The sequence below is a fragment of the Streptomyces sp. NPDC048659 genome, assembly GCF_040650575.1.
Taxonomy (GTDB): domain Bacteria; phylum Actinomycetota; class Actinomycetes; order Streptomycetales; family Streptomycetaceae; genus Streptomyces.
In genome coordinates this window covers 124,711-148,384 of record NZ_JBEZHM010000014.1, presented here as the reverse complement: position 1 = coordinate 148,384, position 23,674 = coordinate 124,711, and the positions used below count along the sequence as shown (strand labels likewise).

The 23,674-nt window shown below is 74.9% G+C and carries 23 protein-coding genes; 8 read left to right on the top strand and 15 right to left on the bottom strand.

Features of this window, described 5'->3' with window-relative positions; translation table 11 throughout:
* Window positions 1-110: 110 nt before the first annotated feature.
* From AB0C99_RS14075 to AB0C99_RS14060, 4 genes are all read right to left on the bottom strand, one after another.
* Entirely contained in the window at window positions 111-584 is a 474-nt protein-coding gene (locus tag AB0C99_RS14075) for a tRNA adenosine deaminase-associated protein (protein ID WP_362474272.1), read from the bottom strand.
* Between the two features lie 91 nt (window positions 585-675).
* Window positions 676-1,377, bottom strand: a complete 702-nt coding sequence (locus AB0C99_RS14070) for a M24 family metallopeptidase (RefSeq protein ID WP_362474269.1) — start codon at window positions 1,375-1,377, stop codon at window positions 676-678.
* Between the two features lie 110 nt (window positions 1,378-1,487).
* Entirely contained in the window at window positions 1,488-2,570 is a 1,083-nt protein-coding gene (locus AB0C99_RS14065) for a YihY/virulence factor BrkB family protein (protein WP_362474268.1), read from the bottom strand.
* Window positions 2,571-2,628: 58 nt separating this feature from the next.
* Window positions 2,629-3,471, bottom strand: a complete 843-nt coding sequence (locus tag AB0C99_RS14060; protein WP_362474266.1) for an RNA polymerase sigma factor SigF — start codon at window positions 3,469-3,471, stop codon at window positions 2,629-2,631.
* A 183-nt stretch (window positions 3,472-3,654) separates the two neighbouring features.
* On the opposite strand from AB0C99_RS14060, the gene AB0C99_RS14055 reads away from it, so the two are divergent.
* The gene (locus AB0C99_RS14055; RefSeq protein ID WP_362474264.1) at window positions 3,655-4,077 is read left to right on the top strand and encodes an ATP-binding protein; all 423 of its coding nucleotides are present in this window, start codon (window positions 3,655-3,657) and stop codon (window positions 4,075-4,077) included.
* Window positions 4,078-4,143: 66 nt separating this feature from the next.
* On the opposite strand, the gene AB0C99_RS14050 is transcribed toward AB0C99_RS14055, so the two are convergent.
* The 3 genes from AB0C99_RS14050 to AB0C99_RS14040 are packed head-to-tail and all read right to left on the bottom strand — an operon-like array spanning window position 4,144 to window position 7,330.
* Entirely contained in the window at window positions 4,144-4,539 is a 396-nt protein-coding gene (locus tag AB0C99_RS14050) for an STAS domain-containing protein (protein ID WP_362474262.1), read from the bottom strand.
* Entirely contained in the window at window positions 4,536-5,636 is a 1,101-nt protein-coding gene (locus AB0C99_RS14045; protein ID WP_362474259.1) for a cobalamin-dependent protein, read from the bottom strand. Before AB0C99_RS14045 ends, AB0C99_RS14050 begins: the two co-directional genes overlap by 4 nt.
* Window positions 5,633-7,330, bottom strand: a complete 1,698-nt coding sequence (locus tag AB0C99_RS14040) for a PP2C family protein-serine/threonine phosphatase (protein ID WP_362474256.1) — start codon at window positions 7,328-7,330, stop codon at window positions 5,633-5,635. Before AB0C99_RS14040 ends, AB0C99_RS14045 begins: the two co-directional genes overlap by 4 nt.
* Before the next feature lie 330 nt (window positions 7,331-7,660).
* Between AB0C99_RS14040 and AB0C99_RS14035 the strand changes: the two genes are divergently transcribed.
* Window positions 7,661-7,918: a WhiB family transcriptional regulator gene (locus tag AB0C99_RS14035; RefSeq protein WP_362474253.1), complete on the top strand. Its 258-nt coding sequence runs from the start codon at window positions 7,661-7,663 to the stop codon at window positions 7,916-7,918.
* A 40-nt stretch (window positions 7,919-7,958) separates the two neighbouring features.
* Here the strand turns inward: AB0C99_RS14035 and AB0C99_RS14030 are convergent, their stop codons facing one another.
* Entirely contained in the window at window positions 7,959-8,405 is a 447-nt protein-coding gene (locus AB0C99_RS14030) for an ATP-binding protein (protein ID WP_362474250.1), read from the bottom strand.
* A 664-nt stretch (window positions 8,406-9,069) separates the two neighbouring features.
* Here AB0C99_RS14030 and AB0C99_RS14025 point away from each other — a divergent pair.
* Window positions 9,070-9,582, top strand: a complete 513-nt coding sequence (locus AB0C99_RS14025; protein ID WP_362474247.1) for a MarR family transcriptional regulator — start codon at window positions 9,070-9,072, stop codon at window positions 9,580-9,582.
* Window positions 9,583-9,634: 52 nt separating this feature from the next.
* On the opposite strand, the gene AB0C99_RS14020 is transcribed toward AB0C99_RS14025, so the two are convergent.
* The 6 genes from AB0C99_RS14020 to AB0C99_RS13995 form a co-directional block, all read right to left on the bottom strand.
* Window positions 9,635-10,807 carry a PP2C family protein-serine/threonine phosphatase gene (locus tag AB0C99_RS14020; protein ID WP_362474244.1) on the bottom strand — a complete coding sequence of 391 codons (1,173 nt, stop codon included), beginning with the start codon at window positions 10,805-10,807 and terminating at the stop codon, window positions 9,635-9,637.
* Between the two features lie 67 nt (window positions 10,808-10,874).
* Window positions 10,875-11,243 (bottom strand): STAS domain-containing protein, encoded by a 369-nt coding sequence (locus AB0C99_RS14015; RefSeq protein ID WP_362474242.1) that lies wholly within the window; start codon window positions 11,241-11,243, stop codon window positions 10,875-10,877.
* Window positions 11,244-11,329: 86 nt separating this feature from the next.
* Window positions 11,330-13,732, bottom strand: coding sequence for a SpoIIE family protein phosphatase (locus AB0C99_RS14010; protein WP_362474289.1), 2,403 nt, complete (start codon window positions 13,730-13,732; stop codon window positions 11,330-11,332).
* Between the two features lie 2 nt (window positions 13,733-13,734).
* Entirely contained in the window at window positions 13,735-17,751 is a 4,017-nt protein-coding gene (locus AB0C99_RS14005; RefSeq protein WP_362474287.1) for a HAMP domain-containing protein, read from the bottom strand.
* Between the two features lie 550 nt (window positions 17,752-18,301).
* On the bottom strand, window positions 18,302-18,673 hold the full coding sequence (locus tag AB0C99_RS14000; RefSeq protein WP_362474239.1) for a PRC-barrel domain-containing protein: 372 nt from the start codon (window positions 18,671-18,673) through the stop codon (window positions 18,302-18,304).
* A 70-nt stretch (window positions 18,674-18,743) separates the two neighbouring features.
* The gene (locus AB0C99_RS13995) at window positions 18,744-18,965 is read right to left on the bottom strand and encodes a DUF6458 family protein (protein WP_362474237.1); all 222 of its coding nucleotides are present in this window, start codon (window positions 18,963-18,965) and stop codon (window positions 18,744-18,746) included.
* Between the two features lie 591 nt (window positions 18,966-19,556).
* On the opposite strand from AB0C99_RS13995, the gene AB0C99_RS13990 reads away from it, so the two are divergent.
* The 5 genes from AB0C99_RS13990 to AB0C99_RS13970 all read left to right on the top strand — a co-directional run bounded on the left by AB0C99_RS13990 (window position 19,557) and on the right by AB0C99_RS13970 (window position 22,557).
* Window positions 19,557-19,700, top strand: coding sequence for a hypothetical protein (locus tag AB0C99_RS13990; RefSeq protein WP_362474234.1), 144 nt, complete (start codon window positions 19,557-19,559; stop codon window positions 19,698-19,700).
* Between the two features lie 307 nt (window positions 19,701-20,007).
* Window positions 20,008-20,433 carry an aspartate 1-decarboxylase gene (gene panD / locus AB0C99_RS13985; RefSeq protein WP_362474231.1) on the top strand — a complete coding sequence of 142 codons (426 nt, stop codon included), beginning with the start codon at window positions 20,008-20,010 and terminating at the stop codon, window positions 20,431-20,433.
* A gap of 35 nt (window positions 20,434-20,468) precedes the next feature.
* Complete coding sequence (locus tag AB0C99_RS13980) at window positions 20,469-20,813, top strand: GNAT family N-acetyltransferase (protein ID WP_362474228.1); 345 nt, start codon at window positions 20,469-20,471, stop codon at window positions 20,811-20,813.
* Window positions 20,814-20,937: 124 nt separating this feature from the next.
* The gene (locus tag AB0C99_RS13975) at window positions 20,938-21,102 is read left to right on the top strand and encodes a hypothetical protein (protein WP_362474225.1); all 165 of its coding nucleotides are present in this window, start codon (window positions 20,938-20,940) and stop codon (window positions 21,100-21,102) included.
* A gap of 129 nt (window positions 21,103-21,231) precedes the next feature.
* A complete protein-coding gene (locus AB0C99_RS13970; protein WP_362474222.1) occupies window positions 21,232-22,557 on the top strand; it encodes a transglycosylase family protein in 1,326 nt (441 codons plus the stop codon).
* On the opposite strand, the gene AB0C99_RS13965 is transcribed toward AB0C99_RS13970, so the two are convergent.
* Entirely contained in the window at window positions 22,438-23,397 is a 960-nt protein-coding gene (locus AB0C99_RS13965) for a DMT family transporter (RefSeq protein WP_362474220.1), read from the bottom strand. The genes AB0C99_RS13970 and AB0C99_RS13965 overlap by 120 nt on opposite strands.
* Window positions 23,398-23,674: the final 277 nt, after the last annotated feature.

Below are 23,674 nucleotides of genomic sequence, written 5' to 3'. Positions count from 1 at the left end.
TCGCCCAGCACCGGCAGGGCCACCCCGAGCAGTTCCTCGGGCTCGCCGCCGCCCTCGGGCTGAGCCTGCTGCTCTTCGGCGCGGCGCTCGGCCGCCCGCCCCGCCCCGCGCTACCGGCGCAACCGGTCGAACGCGGCCGTGAAGCCGCACCGCTCCGCGATCTCCCGCAGCCTGGTGTCGGGCAGGGCGTCCGGCCCGGCCAGCACGGCGGCCATGCCCTCGGCGCCGAGCCCGAGACCGGCCAGCACGCCGAGGTCCCCGGCCGGGCGCGGGCCGGGCGCGTCGTCACCTGGAGGGGCGACGCGCAGCGCGTCCAGCGCCTGGGCGGCGAGCGTGTGCCGGTGTGCGGCGCCCGCGTCCGACAGGAACAGGGCGGTCGCGCCGGGAGCGACCCGCAGGATCAGGAAGAAGGACTCGTCGGCGTTGAAGAGGCCGTACGCCGTCCCCGAGGACCCGGCGCCGCGCACGGCGGCGACGGCCTCGTCGAGTCCGGTCAGGGCGGTGCGGTCCAGCCGGACGCAGCGCAGGACGCCGTCCGCGCGCTCGACGCCGATCGCGTACCGGTGGTTCACGTGTGCTGTCACGGGACCAGGGATGCCCCGAAGGCCCGGCCCGCCGCCCGCCCACGGCCCGGACCTGATCCGCACGGCCCAACGGGCCGGGGCGCGGCCCGGGTCAGACGAGGTCGAGCAGCTCGGTGTGGACGGCCCCGTGGCCGCCCCGCTCGTCGACGAGGTGCACATGGAGGATCCAGTGCGCCCGGCCGCCGTCCGCCAGCCTGCGGCGCAGCGGCAGCGCGTTGTCCGGCCCGATGAGCAGCTCCGGCCGGGCCGCCCCGGGCCGCGCGCCCGGCGCGGGTCCGGTCAGCCGGCCGCAGTGCCGCCCGCCCAGCGCCCGCCCCGCCCCGGCGGCCAGCTCGCGCACCCGCGCGTGCAGCTCGCGGCCGGTGAGGGAGCCGTCGGCCCGGAAGGCGTCCCGGGCGGCGGCGGCCACCGCCGCCGCGTCCTGCACGAGCCGCCGCCGCACCGGGGTGTCGCCGAGGGCCACGGTCCGGGCGAAGCCCGTCTCGTACGGGGCGAGCAACGGCTCGAAGTCCAGCACGACCAGGTCCTGCGCCCCGATGAGCCGCTCCTGCCACCGCCCGGCCACCGGGGCGTGCGGCTCCGCGCGCACGAAACGGCGCCGCACCCGGCCCGCCCGCGCGCCGAACACGTCCCGCGCGAGCAGGGCGATCCGGTTGTCCGCCTCCTCCTCGCTGCGGCCGGGCCGGAGCACCTGCGTGCCGATCACCTGCGCGAACAGGCGCTGCGCCAGGCGCTGCCCCTCCCGCAGGTGGAGGGCGCGCAGCCCCGAGTCCATCAGGTCCAACGTAGTCATCGGGCGAAGCTAACAGCGCCCGCGCGCCCGGCATCACCGGATGATCCTCCAGGAGAAGGGAACTCCGGTGCCCCCGACCCTGGTTCACACCACGACGGCGGGCGGCTGCCTCACGCGCCGTGGTGACGCGGCTTCTCGGGCAGGCCCGCCTCGCGGCGCTCCTCGTCGCTCCACGCCCGTGTGTCGCGCGGCCTGACGTACGGTTCCCGGTCCGGCGGCATACCGCCGGCCACCGCGCGCCGACGGAGCAGCTCGGCGTCGAACTCCAGCCCCAGCAGCACCGCCAGGTTGCTGATCCACAGCCAGACGAGGAAGACGACGACGCCGGCCATCGTGCCGTAGACCCGGTTGTACGAGGCGAAGGAGGAGACGTACGCCGCGAAGCCCGCCGATGCCGCCATCCAGATCAGCAGGGCGACCACGCTGCCGGGGGTGACCCAGCGCCAGCCGCGGCCCTTGGCGTTCGGGCTGCCCCAGTACAGCAGGGTGATCATGGCCACGGCGAGCACGAGCAGGAGGGGCGGCCGGGCCGCCGACCAGACCGTCAGGGCGGTGCCGCCGACGCCCAGCGCGTCGCCGGCCCGGCGTGCCATGTCGCCGCTGACCACGAGCAGCAGGGCGCCCGCGGCGGCCATCACCATGAGCAGGGCCGTCATGCCGAGCCGGATCGGCAGCAGCTTCCACAGGGGGCGGCCCTCGGGGACGTCGTGGATGTGGTTGGCGGCGCGCATGAAGGCCCCGACGTAGCCGGACGAGGACCACAGCGCCACCAGGAGCCCGGCACCGGCCATGACGACGCCGGTGCCGCCGCTGCCGGAGATCGCCTGAAGGGCCTGTTCCAGGACGTCGCGGGTCGGTCCCGGTGCCAGCTCCCGCAGGTTCTCCATCACCCGGTCGGTGGTCCGCCGCCCGCTGACCCCGAGCAGCGAGACCAGGGCGAGCAGCGCCGGGAAGAGCGACAGGACGCCGTAGTACGTCAGCGTCCCGGCCCGGTCCATGAGTTCGTCGTCCGCGAACCCGCGCGCCGACCCCTTCAGGACCTCGGCCCAGGAGGACCGGGAGAGGTCGGCGGGCGAGTCCGGGGCGCGCTCCTCGACGGCGGCACCCGGCCCCGGGCCCCGGGCGGGGGGCCGGGCGGGGGTCGGGGGCAGGGGCTCGGGGGTCCGTCGTGCGCGGACGTCGCGTTCGGCCATGCCCGCCGGTTACCCGCCTTCGCCGGTCCTACGCCGGAGCCGTCGGGCGCGGGCCGGATCAGCCCGCGGCGGTGCCGAGCAGGCCCGCGCGCAGTCGCTTCACCGTGCGGCCGAGGAGCCGGGAGACGTGCATCTGCGAGCAGCCCAGCCGCTCGCCGATCTGCGCCTGCGTCAGTTCCTCCACGAACCGCAAGTGGATGATCGTGCGGTCGCGTTCGTCGAGGTCCGCGATGAGCGGGGCCAGCGAGTGGAAGTCCTCCACCAGTTCCATGGCGGGGTCCTCGGTGCCGATGAAGTCGGCCAGCGAGGCGTCGCCGTCCTCGTCCTCACCGCCGAGGGCCGCGTCGAGCGACGAGGAGTTGTAGCCGTTGGACGCCAGCCGCGCCTCGGTGACCTCCTCTTCGCTGAGGCTCATCAGGGCGGCCAGCTCCTTGGCCGTCGGCGTCCGTCCGAGGCGGCTGCTGAGCTCCTCGGTCGCCTTGGCCAGCTCCACCCGCGCCTCCTGGAGCCTGCGGGGCACGTGCACCGCCCAGGAGGTGTCCCGGAAGAACCGCTTGATCTCGCCGACGATGTAGGGGACGGCGAAGGTGGCGAACTCGACCTCGCGCGACAGCTCGAACCGGTCGATCGCCTTGATCAGGCCGATCATGCCGACCTGGACGATGTCCTCCATCTCGTCGGCACGGTGCCGGAAGCGCCCGGCCGCGTAGCGGACCAGACTCATGTTCATCTCGATGAGGGTGTTCCGAGCGTACTGGTACTGGTGCGTCCCCTCCTCCAGCGTCGTGAGCTCCTGGAAGAAGATCTTCGAGAGGGCCCTCGCGTCCTTGGGCGCGACCGCCGACGTGTCCGTGATCTGCGGCAGTGTCCCCTTCCCGGACTCGACTCCCGTCACAGGCATCGTAGTGACCGTCACACCCGTCCCCTTTCACGTGTCTTCCTCGTCGGGGCGCATGGCCCGAGATGGTCCGCCTACCCCGACTTCCCGTCTTCAGACCTGTCGGACGCACACGAGTTTCCGGCCGGTTTCTCCGCCCGGGCGGCGGGCAGACGGACCTCCTGACCGTTCGTCGGAAGGAGAGACATGACACGGGATCCGTCGATGAGGGCCGTCGGCTGGGCGCGGTCCCTGCCGATGGGGAGCAGCGTGAAGACGGCCCGGGACTGGACGCGCGGCCATTTGGCGACCCTCGGCTGGGACCGCACCGCGCCCGACGTGGCGGACGCCGTCGTGCTGGCGGTCTCCGAACTCGTCACCAACGCCCATGTGCACGCCCGCAGCGCCGCGCAGCTGATCCTCGCCTGGGACGAGGAGTGCCTGCACGTCACCGTGCACGACTCCTCCCACCTGGTGCCCCGTCAGCGAAGCCTCGACCACGGCGCGCTGGGCGGGCGCGGACTGCTCCTCGTGGACGCGCTCGCCGATGAGGTGCGCACCCGCCCCTGCCCGCGGGGCAAGGACGTCACGGCGTGCTTCCGCCCGGGCGGCGGCGCCCGCACCGGCTGAGGGCGCCCATCCCGCCGTGCCGGACGCACCGCCGGGCCCGCCGCGCGCCGCGGCCGTGAGAACCCGTCAGGGACCGGCGGGCCGAGGGCGCTCCGTAGCGCCGCTCGGGGCGTCCCCCTCGGGCTCCAGGCCCTCGGACCGGCCCGTCAGGTGCTCGTGGGTGCCGGTGAGGAGGAGCAGCCGGTCGAGGAAGGGCGGCCTGCGGTCGAGCCGCAGCGGGACGCCCGCCGTCCCGGCGAGCCGGTGGAGGGCCAGCAGGGCCGAGAGGCCCATCGAGTCGCAGAGGGTGAGCCTGGCGCAGTCGACGCGCAGGTCCGAGGTCTCCGGGCCGAGGCAGGCCCGGACGGCGTCCGCCAACTCGTCGGCGCTGTCCCAGGCCAGGTCGCCGGCGAGGGTCACGCGCAGGCTCCCGCCGGGCGCGGTGACGGCCTCGATGGTGAAGAGGTGCTCGGGTGTGTTCACGACGCGGGTCCCGGGGCGTGCGGAGCGGGTACGGAGAGGAGCGCGCGGCGCCCGGCGGCGAGGTGCGCCCGCGCGCGGGGGAAGTCCCGCTGGGCGTCGGCGAGCAGGTCGAGGGCGGCGACCAGGGCGCCGGCCGGCACGCCGCGGGCCCCGAGGACCCCGGCGGTCCAGACGACGAAGCCGGAGAACAGCCCGGGGTCGTCCGTGTAGAGCGAAGCGCCGAGGAAGTCGACGATGTGACCGAGGTCCTCGGCGGTCCGCTCCCGCTGCCGGCCGGTGTACGAGGCCATCGCCGGGACCGTCTCCTCAAGGCCCTGGAGGGTCTGCCGGACCAGCCCGTTCCGGGCCCGCGTGACCAGGGTGTACTCCTGGTCGGCGAGGTGCGGCAGGTCGGCGGCCGGCCGGCGCGGGCGGGGCGGCGGCGGCCCGGCGGCGAGGAGCCGGGCCGCCGCCCGGGCGTCCTCGGCCCAGCCGTCCGCGCCCAGCAGCCGGGCGTAGCGCCCGTCGGGGCCGAAGGCGGCGCCCCCGACGAGGACCGGGAGTCCGGTGGCCTGGACGGCGGTGACGGCGGCGTGGGCGGTCGGGAGCCGGACGGGCAGCGAGGACGAGAGGGCGACGACGTCCGTGCCGGTCTGGTGCAGATGGGCGACGAGGTGCGGGGTGGGGACGTGCGCCCCGAGATAGTCGACGAGGAAGCCCCGGCAGCGCAGGACCTCGGCGAGGAGCCGGGCGGGCAGGGCGTGCCACTCGCCGTCGACGCAGGCGACGGTGACCCGCCGGGGCGCCTCCCCGGTCCCCGGCCGGGGACCGGCCGCGCCCGCCGTGCGGTGGGCGAGCACCGAGACGACCCGGTCCTGGATGGCCGTGGCGGCGTGCTCCTGGGCGACGCCGATACGGCCGGCCGCCCATTCCGCGCCGATCCCGGCCTGCACGGGGCCGATCACGTCGAGGAGCAGGTCCTCGGCGGGGATCCCGGCGTCGTGGGCGCCGAGGACGGCGGCGGTGGCCGCGGGTTCGTCCCTCGCCTCCAGGGCGGCCCACAGCTGTCGGCGCGCGGCGACGAGGCCGTCGGTCGGGGTGGTGGTCGGTGTCCTCACGCGGTGTACCTGCCCCGGGTGTGGCCGTTCACCGCCGAGAGATGGGTGCTGTGGGGCGCGGTGATGGCGACCACCGCCATGTCGTCGTGGGGGCCGCGGCCCACCCACTCCCCGGCGATCATCTGCACCCGCTCGACGACGGCCTCGGCCGGGAGTCCCACGCACTCGGAGAGCACGGAACGGAGCCGTTCCTCGCCGAACATGGCGGGACCGAGCGGCCCGCCCCGGGCCTCCGTGATCCCGTCCGTGTAGAGCAGGCAGGTCTCGCCGGGGGAGAGGTCCACCGTCGTGGACCGGCTGGTGACGCGGGGGAGTGCGCCCACCAGGGTCCCCTCGGTGTCCGCCTCCTCCACCTCCCCCGTGGCGCGCAGGACGAGCGGGCGGGGGTGTCCGGCGCTGGTGAGCCGGAGCCGCACCCGGCCGCCGGTGCGCCGCACCGAGGCCAGGACCAGGGTGGCGAAGCGGGTGTGCCGGGTGGTCAACAGGGTGCCGTTGAGCAGCCGCAGGACCTCCTGGTGGTCGCCGGCGAGCGGCAGCAGCGCCTGCACGGTGCTGCGGATCCGGCCCGTGAGCACGGCGGCGTCCAGCCCCTTGCCGCACACGTCGCCGAGGACGGCGAGCGTGTCGCGGCCGTCGTCGGTGCCGGGGTGTACGTCGTAGAAGTCGCCGCCGATCCGCTCGGTCTCCCGGGACGTGCGGTAGCCGCCGGCGAAGTCGACCCCGTCGACGTGGTGGAGCCGGGGCGGGAGGAGCTCGGCGATCAGCGCGCGCGTGACGCCGGCCTGCTCCGCGTAGAGGCGCGCGGCCGACAGGGCGGCGCCGGCGCGGGCGGCGAACAGCCGGGCGAAGTACTCCTCCGAGGTGTCGAAGGCCCGCCGTCCGCCGCGCCGCAGCAGGATCAGGGCGCCCGCGGGCACGCCGTGCCCTGGCAGCGGGGTGACGACGACGGACCCGGGGATCCCCCCGAAGCCCTCGGGCACGGCCCAGGACGGAAGTTCGGCCGGGTCGATCCAGCGGGCGGGCACCGGCGGGAAGCCCTGGAGCGCCTCGGCCAGACCGGGCACCAGGTTCGGGTCCAGGGCGAACCGCGCACGCTCGAACCCCCCGGCCAGGGCGGTGACCACGGTGGAGCGGTTCCGCGCCCCGGGCGGGGAGATCACGAGCGCCGCGTCGCCGAGGTGCTCGGCGGCGAGCAGGGCCGCCGTCTCCAGGCAGCGGTCGGGGTTGAGCGAGGCCAGCAACCGGGTGGAGGCATCGGCCAGGATCGCGTGGCGTTCCCGTTCGATCCGGAGGGCGTCCTGTGCGGCCGTCAGGTCGGAGTCGTCCACCAGCCACCAGGCCACGTCGCCGTGGCCGGACTCGGTGGGGTGGGCCCGCAGGAGCCTGCCGTCGTGGCTGCCGCGCAACGGGACGGAGCGCGTCCCGGCCGGGCCGGAAGCGGCCGGGACGGCGGCGGCCGGGTCGGGTGCCGGACGGGCCAGCCGCCGGTGGGCGTCGGCGAGCCAGCGCGGAACGACCTCGTCCAGTCCCTTGCCGACCCCCATCCGGGGGAAGAGGTCGGCCGCCGCGGCGTTGAACTCGACGACACCGCCCTCGCGGTCCGCCACCAGCGCCGGGTGCGGCGAGCCGCGCCACAGCGGAACCGCCTCCGCGGTCTCCCGGGGGCGGCCGGTCTCATGCTCGAAAACAGTCATAAACGTGGCCCGCGCGTCGTGGACCGCCACCTTCCCACTCGACGGCAGCTCGTCCGTCCACCCTCGCGCACCGGGCTCCGCACATCAAGTGAGGCCCCCTCTTCCGGTACGCATCCGGTCCGGCCCCGCACGATCCACACGATTGCGGCACACGTGCTTCACACCGGACGCGGCCCTCAGAAGCAGCGCGCTGATGCCGCTGGAGTCGCAGAAGGCCAGCGCGGCGCGGCCCCCGCTGACGTCCCGGAGCGGCCCCCACGGGTTTCACGGACGGTCGAACGGTCAGGCGGACGGGGACAGGAATCCCCACGCACGTGCCAGGAGGCTCACATGGACGGCTGGCGTACCGCCGCGGCCTGCCAGGAGGTCGACCCCGATCTGTTCTTCCCGGTGGGCACCGGCGCCCCCGCGCTCGCCCAGGAGGAGAAGGCCAAGAAGGTCTGCCGCGCCTGCCCGGTACGCGAACCGTGCCTGCGTGAGGCGCTGGACCAGCCGCGCCCGCCGTCGGGCGTGTGGGGCGGCCTGACCGAGGACGAGCGGCGTTCCCTGGTGCGCCGGCGGCGCCGCCGGGCGGACCACCGGAGTTGACCGGCCCGCGGATCGCGCCCGGCCGGCGCCCCGGGGCGCCCTACTCCGGCCGCAGGGAGAGGCGGGCGCGGACCCGCTTCCCGTCGGGAGTGGGCTCCACGGTCACGCTCTCGCAGACGGCGACGACGATCTCCACGCCGTGCTGGCCGATGCGGCGCGGGTCGTGTCCGCGGGGCACGGGCGCGGCGGACTCCCGGTCGAAGACCGAGATCTCCAGGGCGTCGGGCCCGAGTTCCAGGAGGAGCCGGCAGGGGCCGGCCGTGTGCCGGACGGCGTTGGTGACCAGTTCGCTGACCACCAGCTGCGCGAGATCGACCCCCTCGTCGCGGACCGGCCCGCGCAACACGGCCACAGCGCCCGCGAGGAACTCCGCGGTGAAGGCGCGCGCCGCCGCGATCGCGCCGCCGCGGGCGGTGTCTCCGTAGACGACACCCGCGGACAGCAGAGGCTCCGGGACCGCACGCTCCGCGGTGATCGCGTCCGTCATGGCGCTGGTGCTCCCCTCGTCCTGGGCCGGCGGCTGGGCTTCTCGTACCCGCCTTTCCCCTGTTCATGGTTCCCACACCGCACGCAACGCGGATCACACGCGCGGTGGGTGCGCCGACGCGGTCGGCGCGTCCTCCCCGTGCCGTTCCCCGCCCGGAGTCCCGGCCCCGTGCCGCGCCGGCCGGGACAGCGTAGAGGACGGCGTTCGGCGTGCCGCGGAGCCCGCCGCGCGACGCCCGCACTGCGGCCCCGGAGACGGGCACCGGACTGCTCTCCGCACACCGTGACGGGCTGGGAAACGGTCGCCGTGGGCCCGGCGGCACGGGAAAGATATGGTTGCCGGGTGCGCGGCGCGCGGCCGGCGGGGCCCGCGTCCAGGGTCGTGTGCGCGGTTCCCGCGCCTGTCCGGACGGGCTCCAGGGGGCGCGGGACCGTGGACCCGAGGTCGACCGGCAGCCGATCGGCGGAGGTCGCGGCGCACCGGTGGGCGAGACTGGTACGGAGGGAGTCCAGGGGGAGGCGTGGTGCCGTCCCGCGCCGTGCGCCCCGCACGGTCACGTGTCGATCCGCCGGATCCGTACCGCCTTCTGGAGAGATGTGGAGATGACCCGTCCGTCGCAAGGCGGCCGTCCCCGGCCCCGGACGACCGAGGAGGACCGGCAGGCATGACGAGCGAACCGGCCCCGCCGCCGCGGGATCCGCAGCGGACGGCCGAATCCGCCCGGGAGCTCATCGAGCTGCTGGAGGTGCTGTGGGAGCGCGGCCGGGACATGGTGTCGCCGACACCCGTCTCGGCGAGTCAGCTGCGCGTGCTGTACAGCCTCGACCGCGAGGAGGGCATCAGCCTGCGCGCCCTGGGCGAGCTGCTGGGCTCCGCGCCGCCTTCGGTGAGCCGGATGTGCGACCGGCTGGAGGCGCTCGGCTTCGTGCGGCGGCTGCCCAGCCCGGTGAGCCGACGGCAGCTGGAGCTGCGCCTGACCCCGCGCGGCAAGGCGTACCTGCGGGACCTGAGGGCCCAGCGCGAGGAGGCCCTGCTCGCGGTCATCACGGAGATGTCGCCGACGAGCCGCAAGCAGCTGCTGCGGGGGCTCGCCGGCTTCCACGAGGCGGTGGGAGGGCGCGGCGGGACCGCCTCGTCCCGCGCCCGCACCCCGCTGAAGGACGTCAGCTCGGCCTGATCCCCTCCGGGGCACCGGCCTCGCCCGGCAGGTCGGCCCGGGGATACGGTCGTCACCCGGCGACGGTGGACGGGCTCCCGTGCCAGTCGAGGCAGACGACCAGGGCGTCGTCCTCCAGCGGGCCGCCGCCGTGATGGACGGCCAGCTCCCGGAGCACCGCCTGCGGCACGTGCGTGGGCGGCAGCAGCCGCGTCGCCCGCAGCGCGCGGGCCAGCGCCCGGTCCCCGTAACTCTCCCCGGCCGGCGAGACGGTCGCGTACACGCCGTCGCTCCCGAACAGCAGCCGGTCGCCCGGCCGCACGGAGAACCGCTCCGGCACGTACACGGTGTCCTCGAACATGCCGAGGGGCAGCTGAGCCTCGAAGCCGACGGACTCCACCGCCTGCCCCCGCTGCCGCCACAGCCGGGGCGAACCCGCGTCCACGGCCTCCACCTCGCCCGTGGCCAGGTCGAAGCGGAGCAGCAGCACCGACACGAACGCCTCGCCCCGGTACCGCGCGTACACGGCCTGATCGGCCAGCGCGGCCTGGTCCGCCGGCGGGAGGCCGGCCCGCCGGGCGTTGCGGAGCGCGTTGATCGCGAGGTTCGTCAGCAGGGCGGCCTCGATGCCCTCGCCCATGCCGTTGGTGACCGTCAAGGTCAGCCGGCCGTCCGAGACCGACCAGTCGTAGTTGTCGCCGAAGATGGCGTAGGCGGGCTCCAGATGGGCGGCCAGGGCGAACTCGGGACGAGCGCAGGAACGGCCGGGCAGCAGCTGCCACTGCATCTCGGCCGCGAGCGTGAGCCGGGTCGCGCGCCGCGCCAGGACGTACAGGTCCGTGTCCCGCTCCGCCACGAGGATCTCGTGTCCGAGCGCCTCGCAGACCTGGGCGAGCCCGGGGAGCAGCGGCCCGACGTCGGCCCGCGGCGGCAGTTCGGCCGTCAGCACCCCGAGCCGGTCCCCGCGGACCGTCACGGGCAGATGCAGCCGGAGCGCCCCGGACTCCCGGGACACGTGCGGCTCCTGGGCGCCGAAGGCGCGCCCCTGGGGGCTGTCGTGGATCGGCACCGACGGATCCGCTCCGGCGACGGGCCCGACGAGCTGGAGCGTCCGCAGGCCGTAGTCGGCCATGCGGAGTTCCACCCGCAGCACCCCGCGGTCCCCGAGGGCGTCCTCGACGACCTCCACGAGCCGGTGCGGGGCCGCCCTGCGGAGCGCCTCCTCGATCTCGGCGATCTCGCGCACGGTCCTGTTCCTCCCCTTCCGCTTCCTCTTCCCCGTGCCCGGTCCTCGGGTACGGGCCACCCGTCCGCTATCTCGCGCGCTCGGCCGCGGCCAGCGCGTCCGCCATGGTGTCGTGCGGCGGGATCGTCGTCGTCACACCGGTGATCTCCAGGATGCGGCGCACCGCGGGGGTGGGCGAGGCGAGATACAGGTCACCGCCGTCCTCCCGCGCCTTGTTGACCGCCCTTATCAGGACGTTCAGCCCCGAGGAGTCCATGAAGCCGAGGGCGGACAGGTCCAGCACCAGACGGTGCCGCCCCTGGCCGAACTGCTCCGCCAGACGCTCCCGCAGCCGGTCGGCCGTCTCCATGTCCAGCTCGCCCGCCACGGTCAGCACCGCCGTGCGGGCGTCGCGGGTCTCGACGTCGACATCAAGGTTCGGTTCACGCTCGGACATGTCTCCTGCTTTCGTGGGGCTTGCCGGGAGGGGGCTTGGCACGGGGCTTCTCGCGGGCGAACGGGCCGGTACCCGGCCGGCCGGGGTCAGGACACCTGGACACCGACCACGCACGTGTCGTCGTCCGTGTCCGACTTGCTCCGCGCGAGCAGCTGGTCCAGCCGGTGTTCGAGGCCGTCGGACGGCTGCCGGGCGACGGCGAGCAGATGGGCGACGGAATCGTGCACGGCGGTGTCACGCCGCTCGACGAGCCCGTCGGTGTACATCAGGACCGTGTCCCCGGGTTCGAGCCGCAGTTCCGTCTCCTCGTAGTCGGTCTCGGCGAGGGCCCCGAGCAGCACCCCGCGCAGGAGCGGCAGGTCGAGCGCCTCCTCCCCGCGCACCAGCACCGGCGGGAGGTGTCCCGCGCGGGCCCAGCGCAGCGTACGGTTCTCCGGGTCGTACACGCCGCAGACGGCGGTGGCCGTCACGTGGGCGGTGAGGTGGTGGGCGACGCTGTTCAGCCAGGACAGCAGCTGCCCCGGGCCCGCGCCCGTGACGGCCAGGCCGCGCAGGGCGTTGCGCAGCACCACCATGCCGGTGGCGGCCTCCACGCCGTGCCCCGCGACGTCCCCGACGCACAGCAGCACCTTCTTGGACGGCAGCACGACCGCGTCGTACCAGTCGCCGCCGACCAGGGAGTCGGACTCGGCCGGCCGGTAGCGCACGGCCACGTCCAGTCCCGGCGCGTCGAGCGGCGGCATGGCCGGCGGCATGATCGCGTGCTGGAGCTGGAGGGTGAGCCGGTTGCGTTCCTCGGCCGCCTCCTCCGTCGCCGCCAGCCGGTCGCGGGTCGCCGTGAGGGCGACCTCGGTCCAGTGCTGCGCCGAGATGTCCTGGTAGGCGCCCCGGACGGACTGGAGACCGCCGTCGCCGCCCGGGGCGGGTTCGGCGGTCACCCGGATGTGCCGGGTGACGCCGTCGTGGCGGAGCATACGGAACGCGGCGGAGCCCACCCGCCGCTGGTCCAGCACCTTCTGGAGGAACCGGCGGATGGTGTCGGCGTCGTCCGGGTGGGCGTGGCCGGCGAGGTCGCGCAGGGCGACCGGCGGCTCCGTCGACGCGCGGCCGAAGAGCTCGTAGAGCTGGCCGTGCCAGGTGATCTCGCCGCTGACGAGGTCCTCCTCGAAGGCGCCGACCCGGCCGAGCCGCTGGGCGTGCTGGAGGAGGCTGGCGAGGCGGGCCGACTCGTCCTCGACGCGCCAGATGAACAGGACGCTCGCGCCGTACCGGCTGATGCTGAGGTCGGCGAGCGAGGCCAGCGGCACCTGGTCCACCAGAGCCGTGAGCCGGACGCGGCGGGCGCGGAACGGCTCCCCGGTGGCGTAGACCCGCTCGATCCGCTCGAAGAGCTCGCTGCCCCCTGCCGTGGCCGGGTACGCCTCAAGGAGCAGCGCCCCGTCGACGGAGCTGCGGGGCCGTCCCGCCGGGTCCTGGAAGTGCGCGTTGGCGTGCCGGATACGGAAGTCGACGAGCCTCCCCGCCTCGTCCAGGTGGGGGGTGAGCACGAGGGCGGGATCGTAGAGCCCGTCCGAGAGTTCGGCCAGCGCCGCCGCCCCCTCCCCGCCGGTGCCCGGGAGGCCGCCGGGTGCCGCGAAGCCCCCGGGAGACGCCTCGGGCAGCGTCTCCAGGGTGTGGGCGCAGAGCTCGGCGAGGGCCTCGATCTGGCGCTCCACGGCCTGCGGCAGCGGGTCGAGCGGGCGGGCCCAGCAGATCTCCAGGACGCCGTGGATCCGGCCGCCGGTCCCGGCGGGGACGACGACCCTGCCGCCGTCGGGGTGGCGCCCCCTGCCCAACGAGGGGATGCCCGAGGCCGCGAGGGAGGCGTAGCGGATGGTCCGGCGCCCGATGAGCGCCTGGCGGGCCGCGGTCGTCACACCAGGCGGTACGTAGTGCCAGCGGGCCGCCTCGTCGGGGCCGAAGCCGGCGTGGCCGCGCAGGCTCAGCGAGGTGTCCGGACCGGTGGTCCAGATCGCGACGGCGACGGCGCCCAGCGGTTCGAGAGCGTGCCGGAGCAGCGACTCGGCGACGGCCTGGGTGTCGCCCGCGCCGAGTGCCGCGCTCTCCGCCGTGCGCAGTCGCACGGCGACCGAGGCGGCGGTGGGCGTGCCGGCGCCCGGGGGCTCGCCGACGGCCGTCCTCACGAACGTGTCCGTGGCCTCGGCCAGCCGGTCACGCGCCGCCTGGTTGATGATGTCGGCGGCCAGTTCGAGCCGGGACAGGCCGGCCCGGTCGGCGAGTTCCGCGAGCTGGCGGGCCGCCTGGGCCGGGCCGCACCCCAGGCGCTCGACGATGACCCCCTTGGCGAGTTCGATCAGGGCGCGGCCCTCGGCGGCCGCGTGGGCGGCACGCACCTCGCCGCGCAGCCGTTCCACGGTGGCGGCGAGCCGACCGTCCGGGGCGGCGGTGTCCGGGGTGGCCGGCGGGCCGCCGGCGCGGGGCGGGGGCAGGGTCACGAGGCCGTCCCCCCGTCGAGCCAGCGGCTGACGCAGGCGATGAGTTCGTCGGCGTCGACGGGCTTCGTGACGTAGTCGCTCGCCCCGGACGCCAGGCTCTTCTCCCGGTCGCCCGGCATGGCCTTCGCGGTGACGGCGATCACGGGCAGGTCCGCGTACTGCGGCAGTTTCCTGATCCGCGCGGTCGCGGTGTATCCGTCCATCTCCGGCATCATCACGTCCATCAGGACGAGGGCGACGGCCGGGTTCGCCAGCAGGGTCTCGATCCCCTTCCGCCCGTTCTCGGCGTGCAGCACGGTGATGCCGTGCAGCTCCAGGATGCCGCTGAGGGCGTACAGGTTGCGGGCGTCGTCGTCGACGGCCAGCACCGTCCGGCCGCTCAGGGTGTCGTCGACGGCCCGGGGCGCGGGTACCCGGTGGTCGCCGCGGACCAGGGGCACGACGTCGCCGGGCTGTTCCGCGGACAGATGCAGGGCGATCCGCTCGCGCAGTTCGTCGAGGCTGGACAGGAGCTCCAGCGGGCGGTGGCGGGCGAGGTCCTGGAGGGCGTTCTCCTCGTCCGCGGGGAGCCGGCGGTTGTTGTGGGCGAGGACCGGCACGGTGCGCAGCGCCTCGTCGCCGTTCATGGCGTCCAGGAAGCGCAGGGCGTCGCCGTCCGCCATGTCGACGTCGAGCACGACGCAGTGGAACGGCCGGGTGGCGAGCGCGGCGGCGGCCTCCTGGGGGCCGACGACCGCGACCAGGTCGATGTCGGCCGGGCCCGTGTGGCGGCCGTCGGCCGTGAGTTGGCCGACCGCGTTCTCGGCGACCACGGCGAGGAGCCCGCGCGGGCGCTCCTCGATCACCAGCAGCCGCCGGGTGGGCCGGGTGTCCGCGGCGCCGGCCGGCGCGGGTGCGCTGCCCGGCGCCGCGGCGGGGACGGCGAGCCCGGCCGGACCGGCCGCCGGGGGCGCGCCGGGGGCGGACTGCTCGGCGAAGTCGGTGCGGGCGACGGGCAGATAGAGGGTGAAGGTGCTGCCCTCGCCGGGCACGCTGGTGACGGTGAGGGCACCGCCGAGGAGGTGGGCGATCTCGCGGCTGATGGAGAGGCCCAGGCCGGTGCCGCCGTACTTGCGGTTGGTCGTCCCGTCGGCCTGCTGGAAGGCGCCGAAGATGGCCTCCAGATTCTCGGGGGCGATGCCGATGCCGGTGTCGGCGACGCGGAAGGCGACGACGGGGCCGCCGCGGTGCACGGGTGCGGGCAGCTCCTCGTCCGGTGCCGGTTCGATGCGCAGCTCGACGCTGCCGTGCTCGGTGAACTTGACGGCGTTCGACAGCAGGTTGCGCAGCACCTGCCGGAGTCGTGTGTCGTCGGTGACGAGGTCGGCCGGGACCCCGGCGGCCGTGGAGACCGCGAAGGCGAGGCTCTGCTGCGAGGTGAGGGGGCGGAAGGTGGCCTCGACGTAGTCGAGCAGCCTGTGCAGCGGGACCCGTTCCGGGTGCAGGTCCATCTTCCCGGCCTCCACCTTGGAGAGGTCGAGGATGTCGTTGATCAGCTGCAGCAGGTCGGATCCGGCCGAGTGGATGATGCCGGCGTACTCGACCTGCTTGGCCGTCAGGTTGCGGGTCGGGTTCTGGGCCAGCAGCTGGGCCAGGATCAGCAGGCTGTTGAGCGGGGTGCGCAGTTCGTGGCTCATGTTGGCCAGGAACTCCGACTTGTACGTGGAGGCCAGGTCGAGCTGCTGGGCGCGGGCCTCCAGCTCCTGCCGGGCCTGCTCGATCTGGAGGTTCTTGGCCTCGATGTCGCGGTTCTGCGTGGCGAGCAGGGCCGCCTTCTCCTCCAGCTCGGCGTTGGAGCGCTGGAGCTCCTCCTGCCGCACCTGGAGTTCCTCGGTGCGCGAGCGCAGTTCGCCGGCCAGCCGCTGGGACTCGTCCAGGAGCTCGTCGGTGCGGGAGTTGGCGACGATGGTGCTCAGGTTGACGCCGACGGTCTCCATGAGCTGTTCCAGGAAGTCCCGGTGCACCGAGGTGAAGGGGCTGAAGGACATCAGCTCGATGACGCCGAGCACCTGTTCCTCGACGACGACGGGCAGCACCACGAGGCTGCCCCGGGACGTGCTGCCGAGTCCCGAGGAGATCGTCACGTAGTCCGAGGGGACGTTCTCGGCGGTGACGGTGCGGCGGCTGCGGGCGGCCTGCCCGACGAGCGACTCGCCCAGCCGGAAGCGCACCCGGTCCCGGTCTCCGGCGGGGCGTCCGTAGGAGCCGACGAGGCCCAGCTCCACGCCGCCGGCCCCTTCCTCGGCGAGGTAGAAGGCGCCGTACTGGGCACCCACGAGCGGGGTCAGTTCGTCCATGACGAGTTCCGCGACGACGGCCAGGTCGCGGTGGCCCTGCATCAGCGCGGACATCCGGGCCAGACTGGACTTGAGCCAGTCCTGCTCCTGGTTGGCCCGCGTCGTCTCGCGCAGCGAGCCGACCATGGCGTTGATGTTGTCCTTGAGCTCGGCCACCTCGCCCGACGCCTCGACGGTGATCGAGCGGGTGAGGTCGCCCTCGGCGACGGCGCTCGCGACCTCCGCGATGGCGCGAACCTGTCGGGTGAGGTTGCCCGCCAGCTCGTTGACGTTCTCGGTCAGCCGCTTCCAGGTGCCGGAGACCCCCTCGACCTCGGCCTGGCCGCCGAGCCGGCCCTCGCTGCCGACCTCGCGGGCCACGCGGGTCACCTCGGCCGCGAACGAGGACAGCTGGTCGACCATCGTGTTGATGGTCGTCTTCAGCTCCAGGATCTCGCCCCGGGCGTCGACGTCGATCTTCTTCGACAGGTCGCCGTTGGCGACGGCGGTCGTGACCTGGGCGATGTTCCGGACCTGTCCGGTCAGGTTGTTCGCCATGGAGTTGACGTTGTCGGTGAGGTCCTTCCAGGTGCCGGCCACGTTCGGCACCCTCGCCTGCCCGCCGAGCCGTCCCTCGGTGCCGACCTCGCGGGCCACGCGGGTCACCTCGTCGGCGAAGGCGGACAGGGTGTCGACCATGGTGTTGATGGTGTCGGCGAGGGCGGCGACCTCGCCCTTGGCCTCCACGGTGATCCGGCGGGAGAGGTCGCCGCGGGCCACGGCGTTGGCGACCTGGGCGATCGAACGCACCTGCCCGGTGAGGTTGGAGGCCATCACGTTGACGTTGTCGGTGAGGTCCTTCCAGGTGCCCGAGGCGCCCCGGACGGTGGCCTGGCCGCCGAGGTTGCCCTCGGTGCCCACCTCGCGGGCGACCCGGGTCACCTCGTCGGCGAAGGCCGAGAGCCGGTCGACCATCGTGTTGATGGTCGTCTTCAGCTCCAGGATCTCGCCCCGGGCGTCCACGTCGACCTTCTTCGACAGGTCGCCGCCCGCGACCGCGGTGGCGACGTGGGCGATCGCCCGCACCTGGGCGGTGAGGTTCCCCGCCATCGAGTTGACGGAGTCGGTCAGGTCGCGCCAGGTGCCGGAGACGCCCTTCACGTCGGCCTGGCCGCCGAGGATGCCCTCGGTGCCCACGTCCCGGGCCATCCGGGTCACCTCGTCGGCGAAGGCGGAGAGCTGGTCGACCATCGTGTTGATGGTGTTCTTCAGCTCCAGGATCTCGCCGCGCGCGTCCACGTCGATCTTCTGGGACAGGTCTCCCCTGGCGACGGCCGTCGCCACCTGGGCGATGTCGCGGACCTGGGTGGTGAGATTGCCCGCCATCGCGTTGACGGAGTCCGTCAGATCGGCCCAGGTCCCGGAGACGCCGGGGACGGCGGCCTGCCCGCCGAGCGTCCCTTCCGTGCCGACCTCGCGGGCCACCCGCGTCACCTCGGAGGTGAACAGGGAGAGCTGGTCGACCATCCCGTTGAACACCCGGGAGATCTCGCCCAGCAGCCCGTCCGCCTCGTCCGGCAGCCGGGTGCCGAAGTCGCCGTCCCGCACCGCCGTGAGTCCGGCGAGCAGTTGACGGAGTTCGGGCTCGACCACCGGGGCCGGCCCGGACGGCTCCCGTCCGGAGGAACTCCTGGTCATCGTCTCAGACATGCCCCATCCTCGTTCCCAACCCACCCTGTGCGCGCACGGACCGCGCGGCCCGGGTCGCGCGTCGGACGACCGCTGACCCGAACCGGATCCGGCGGCGGCGATCATTGCCGTACGGCAATCGTGACGACATTACCCCTCCGTGATCGACAACAGGAGGGCGGTGCGGGTCATCCGGCCGGAGCCGGTCCTCCCCGGCCCCGCCGCCAGGCGTGTGCGACGCCCCGGCCGGGGTACGCGCGCCCCGGACCGGGCGGTCCCCGCCCCACGACGAGTACGCGGCCGGGCCCGGCACCCTCCCCCCTCCTTCGCGGCACGGATCACGATCGGGCCAGGGCGCCGCACGGCGCACAGGCGAGTGGCCCGCACCTTGGAGGGTGCGGGCCACTCACGGGTGCCGTCGATCCACGGCAGAAGGGGGGTGCCGTGGATCCGGCGCGAGCGTGTCCCTCGCTCGGGACCCGTCTGCCCCGGCGGCCGGGATCCATGCGCCGGCGCGCGGGAAGGGGGCGACGGGGCCGTCTCCGGGCCGGCCGGCCGGTCAGAAGGCGCCGCCGCCCGGGAACTGCCAGGGCATGCGGTAGTACTGGCCGATCTCCTCGCGGTACTGGCGGTCCGCGAGGTGCTTGTCGGCGACGAACTCGGGCGAGTCCTTGACCTGCTCCTTGGAGAGCGAGAGGTGGAGGGTCTCGTTGTCCGGGTCCACGCGGGTCACCGCCCGCCCCGGGACGAGCACCTCCTTGCCGAAGATCCACATGCCCGTGTCGACGACCAGGTAGGAGTCGTCCGCCTCGTCGGAGTGCTTGTCCACCTTGCCGATGTGCCCGTCGGTGGCCTCGACACGCCACCCGGTGAGGTCGGTGCCCGTCAGGTGGCCGGACTCGGTGCTGAAGGACCACAGATGTTCGGTCATCGCTGTCACTCCTCTGTCGTGGTTCTCGTGGTTCTCGCGCAGGGTGCGGTCGTCGGAGGCGCCGGCCGCCTCAGAGCAGGTCACGACGGTCGTCGGTGACCGTGGGGGCCACCGGCGGGACCACCACGCGGCGGCGCCGCAGCACGGCGGTGCAGACGGCGGTCCCGAGCAGGCCGACGGCCATCAGGATCAGGCCGACCAGATCGAGGTCGACCCCCTGGAGCTCCCAGTCGGTCGCGAACGCCAGGATCGCCCCGACGGCGATCATGACGATGAACAGTCGGATACCCATGTGTGCTTGCTCCTCCCCTGCGTCGGACAGCGTCCGCGTACCCGGGTCCCCCGGGATCATTCCGCCGCTTCGCGGAGACGTCCGGACCGGCCTCCGTCCGCCCTCGAACGCACCGGGCCGCCGATTCGCCTTCCTCCAGGGGATGTTCGCGGAGGGACAGGGCACGCGTTCGAAGAGCGGGCCCGCGCACCGACCGGCGGGCGACGCACCCGACCCCCGGCCCGTCGGCGGCGGACCGGCCACACCCCAGGGAGCCCCCGATGCAGCTCCGAGCGAGGCCCGCACATCCGGACACCACAGGGACGGCGCGCACGGTCGCGGGCCCGCCGCCCGGCGGGGCCGACCCGCCCCCGTCCGGGCCGCGGTGGCGGGCCTCGCCGCGCTGGGGCTCACCCTGACCGGCACGCCGGGCGGTGCGCCCGCCGACCGGGCGGCGCACGGGAGCCGCACGGACGCGTCGGCGGCACCGCTCCACCAGGACAACGGCCTTCCCGGACAGCCTGTCTGACGCCCCGTCGCCTCCCCATGGGTGTGAAATCCCCGTCCGGGGCAACACGGAGTGCCAGGACACGGACATCGGAGGAGAATCCCATGACCGCACTGCTGGACCGCATCAAGCGCTTCACCCGCAGCCCCCAGGGACGCGGTGCCGCCGCGTCCCTCCGGCGCGCCGCGGCCGACCCCCGCAAGCGCGACCAGGCGCGCCGCCTGTTCGGCAGGCTGCGCCGCCGCTGACGCGCGCCCCCGTGATCGCCGCCGGAACACCGACGCCCCGCGCGGGTCCACCGCGTGGGGGAGCGGTGCCGTCAGACGTCGTACCGCCGCGTCCGCTCCTCGCGGCCCACCCCGGGCCGCCGGTCCCCGCGGTGACGCTGATCACGAGGGCCCGTGCGCGCCGCCTGCGTAGGCTGGTGGGGCCGCCGCGGCGGAGGGCGCCGGACACCTCGGGGCCGACCGCCGCGGCCCGACCCGCTGTAGGGTGTGGAAACAGCCCTTGACCTGCAAAAACGCGGGCAGGGAGCCTATGTCCAGGAGTGCCTCGATGCTGCGTACCATGTTCAAGTCCAAGATCCACCGTGCCACCGTCACCCAGGCCGACCTCCACTACGTCGGATCCGTCACCGTCGACGCGGAGCTGATGGAGGCCGCCGACCTGCTGCCCGGCGAGCTCGTCCACATCGTCGACATCGACAACGGGGCGCGCCTGGAGACCTACGTCATCGAGGGCGAGCGCGGCTCCGGCGTGATCGGGATCAACGGGGCCGCGGCCCATCTCGTGCACCCCGGGGACCTGGTCATCCTCATCAGTTACGCCCAGATGGCGGACGCGGACGCGCGCGCGTTCACGCCGCGCGTCGTGCACGTCGACGGGGCGAACCGCATCGTGGAGCTGGGACGGGACGCCTCGGCGCCGGTCCCCGGGAGCGACACGGTACGGGCGCCGCACGCGGTGCCCGCCCAGGTCTGAGCCCGTCCTAGCGAGCGACCGGGAGGACCCACGGCATGACGCAGCTGACGATCCGCGACGACCGGGAGAAGCACCGCCTGGAGGCGTTCGACGACGGCGAGTACGCCGGTGTCGTCGTCTACTTCGCCCTGGCCGGTGAGCCGCACGCCCTCGTCGCGGTGCACACCGTCGTCGAGGCGACCCACGAGGGGAAGGGCGTCGCCGGGGCGCTGGTCCGGGAGTTCTACCGGATCGCCGCCGCCGAGGGCGTCCCCGTCGTCCCGCTCTGCCCGTACGCGGCGAAGTGGGCCGAACGGCACCCCGAGGAGGCCCCGGCGGCGCCCCCGGAGGTCGTCCGCGCGGCCAAGCGGGAGCTCGCCGCCTCGCCCGAGCTCTGGTGACCCTCCGGGGGCCGCGGCGGCCCCCGGAGGAACGTCCCCGGCGCGCGGGGGCGCACGGCGCGGGTCACCCTGGACCCGAGATCCGACCCACCCGACGACCCCCGAGCCCGTACCGGAGCGCGCCATGACCCAGCCCCCGTACCCCGATCCGCTGCCCCCGCCCTCGCCGCCCCCGCCGGTGCCGGCCCCGCCCGGCCCGCCCCCGGTGCCCACGCCGCCGCCCGTGCCGCCGCCGAACCCGGTGCCCGACCCGGAGCCGCTGCCCCAGCCGGGGCCGGCGGGCGGCTGAGGCCGGGGGCCGTCCGGGCCCCGGCGGGCGCGAGCTGACGGAGCCGCCGGGGGATTGCGCCGGAGCCCTTGTCACGTACGGTTGCCCGCCCCTACCGTGGGCGACTGCACACGCCTTCAAGGGGGGCCCATGGCCGTACGCGGGAGACACCGCCGGTACCAGCCGAGCCTGATCAACCGAGCCTCGCTCACCGTCACCGCGGGAGGCGCCGGAATCGTGGCCCTGCCGCTGGTCGGCGCGGGCACGGCGCAGGCGGCCTCGCTCGACGTCTGGGAGAAGCTCGCCGCCTGCGAGTCCACCTCCCACTGGCAGATCAACACCGGCAACGGCTACTTCGGCGGGCTCCAGTTCAGCCAGTCGACCTGGGAGCGGTACGGCGGCACGCACTACGCGCCGCGCGCCGACCTCGCCTCCAAGGACCAGCAGATCGCCGTCGCCGAGCGGGTCCTCAAGGGGCAGGGCCCGGGCGCCTGGCCCGCCTGCGCGCCGCGCGCGGGCCTGGAGCGCGGCGGCCCCGGCCCGGACCTGGCGCCGCAGACCCAGCGCACCCGCCCGGTGGCGGACACCGCCACCGCCGCGAAGGCCGCGTTACCCGCGCAGCGCAAGAAGCCCGCGGGCACCAGCCCGACCGCCGTGCCGACCGTGCGCGAGATGTACACCGTCGCGCCCGGCGACTCGCTGTCCGCCATCGCCCGCGAGGAGCGCGTCCACGGCGGCTGGCAGCGCCTCTACCAGGACAACCGGAAGGTCGTCGGCGGCGACCCCGACCTCATCCACCCGGGCCAGCGCCTCACCCTGCGCATGGCGCAGCCCAAGGCCGCCCAGGGCGCCCAGGCTCCCGCGAAGCCCGAGACGAAGCCCGCCGCGAAGCCCGCGCCCAAGCCCGCCGCCAAGCCCGAGACGAAGCCCGCCGCGAAGGCCCCCGCCGCGCGCCCGGCGGCCAAGCCCGTCACCCGGCCCGTGGCCACCCCGGCCGCCAAGCCCGCGGTCAGGCCCGCCGCCAAGCCGGCCCAGAAGCCCGCCGCCCGGCCCGCCGCCCCCGAGGCCGACCGCTTCACCTCGCCCGTCTCCGACACCGACATCGGCACCCGCTACCGCAAGGCCGGCTCCTCCTGGTCCAGCGGCTACCACACGGGTGTCGACTTCCCGGTCCCCACCGGCACCTCCGTACGGGCCGTGGCCACCGGCACCGTCGTCTCCGCCGGCTGGGGCGGCTCGTACGGCTACCAGGTGGTCATCCGGCACGAGGACGGCCGCTACAGCCAGTACGCCCACCTGTCCGCCCTCACCGTCCGGGAAGGACAGCGGGTCAACACCGGGCAGCGCATCGCGCGCTCAGGATCGACCGGCAACAGTTCGGGGCCGCACCTCCACTTCGAGATGCGCACGGGTCCCGGGTACGGCTCCGACATCGACCCCCTGGCCTACCTCCGCGCCCGGGGCGTTCCCCTCTGATCGCGCCCCGGCGGCCCGGTCCAGCCGGTCGAGCGTGAGCTGGACCAGGCCGCCCGCCGTCACCGCGCCGCAGATCAGCGCGGCGACGGCGCCGGCCGTCCCGTAGCGGAACGATTCGCCGAACAGCGTCAGGCCCACCGTCGCCGCGACCACCGGATTGACCACGGTGACCGTGGCGAGCGGCGCCGCCAGCCCCGCGCCCCGGTACGACGCCTGGGAGAGCAGCAGCCCGGTCACCGCCAGCGCCGAGAGGGTCAGCAGACTGGCCCACTCGGCGAGCGGGGCGCCCGGCGTCCACACCTCGGCGACCGTCTTCGTGAAGACCGACGCGATCCCGAACGACACCCCGGCCGCCGCGGCCAGGATCACGCTGCGCAGCACCGAGCGGCCCACCACCCGCGCCAGGACGAACAGCACGACGACCACGCCGAAGGTGCCCGCGGCCAGCAGGTGCCGCTCGTCCGCCGCGAGGGTCCCCGAGCCGTCGCCGCCGGTCAGGCTCAGCAGCCCGGCCAGGCCCGCCGTCGCCATCAGCGCGCCCCGCCAGGCCCGGCGGCCCGCCCGGCGGCCCACGAACAGCGCCGCCATCGGCAGCGCGAACACGATCGTCAGGGCGCCCAGCGGCTGGACCAGGCTGAGCGGGCCGTAGGCGAGCGCCGCCACGTGGAGGGCCGCGCCGAGGCCGTTGAGCAGCACCGAACCCCACCAGGCGGGGACGCGCAGCGGGGCGTAGCGCGGTCCGTCGGCGGCGTCGGCGACGCGCTCCTGCACGATCGCGGCGGCTGCGTAGGCGACCGCCGAGACCAGGGCCAGGAGCACGGACAGCAGGAGGGGGCTCATACCTCCACGATCCCTCTCCCGCGCGCTCCCGTCCTCGTACCAGGGGACGCGATCGCGGGTACCGCGGATGGAGTACGAAGCCTCCTCGTACACCCTGGGTTGGAGACCCGCGCAGGTCAGGACGGGTGGAAGGGGGAGATTCCGGTCTCCGGGACGGGGGCGGGCGGCGCCTCGGCGGGAATCCGGATCGAGCCGGCCCGCGCGTGACGCGGTCCACACCGGCCCGCACCCGGATCCCGCCCCCGCCGCCGCGCCGGTACGGCAGGATGCGGGCGTG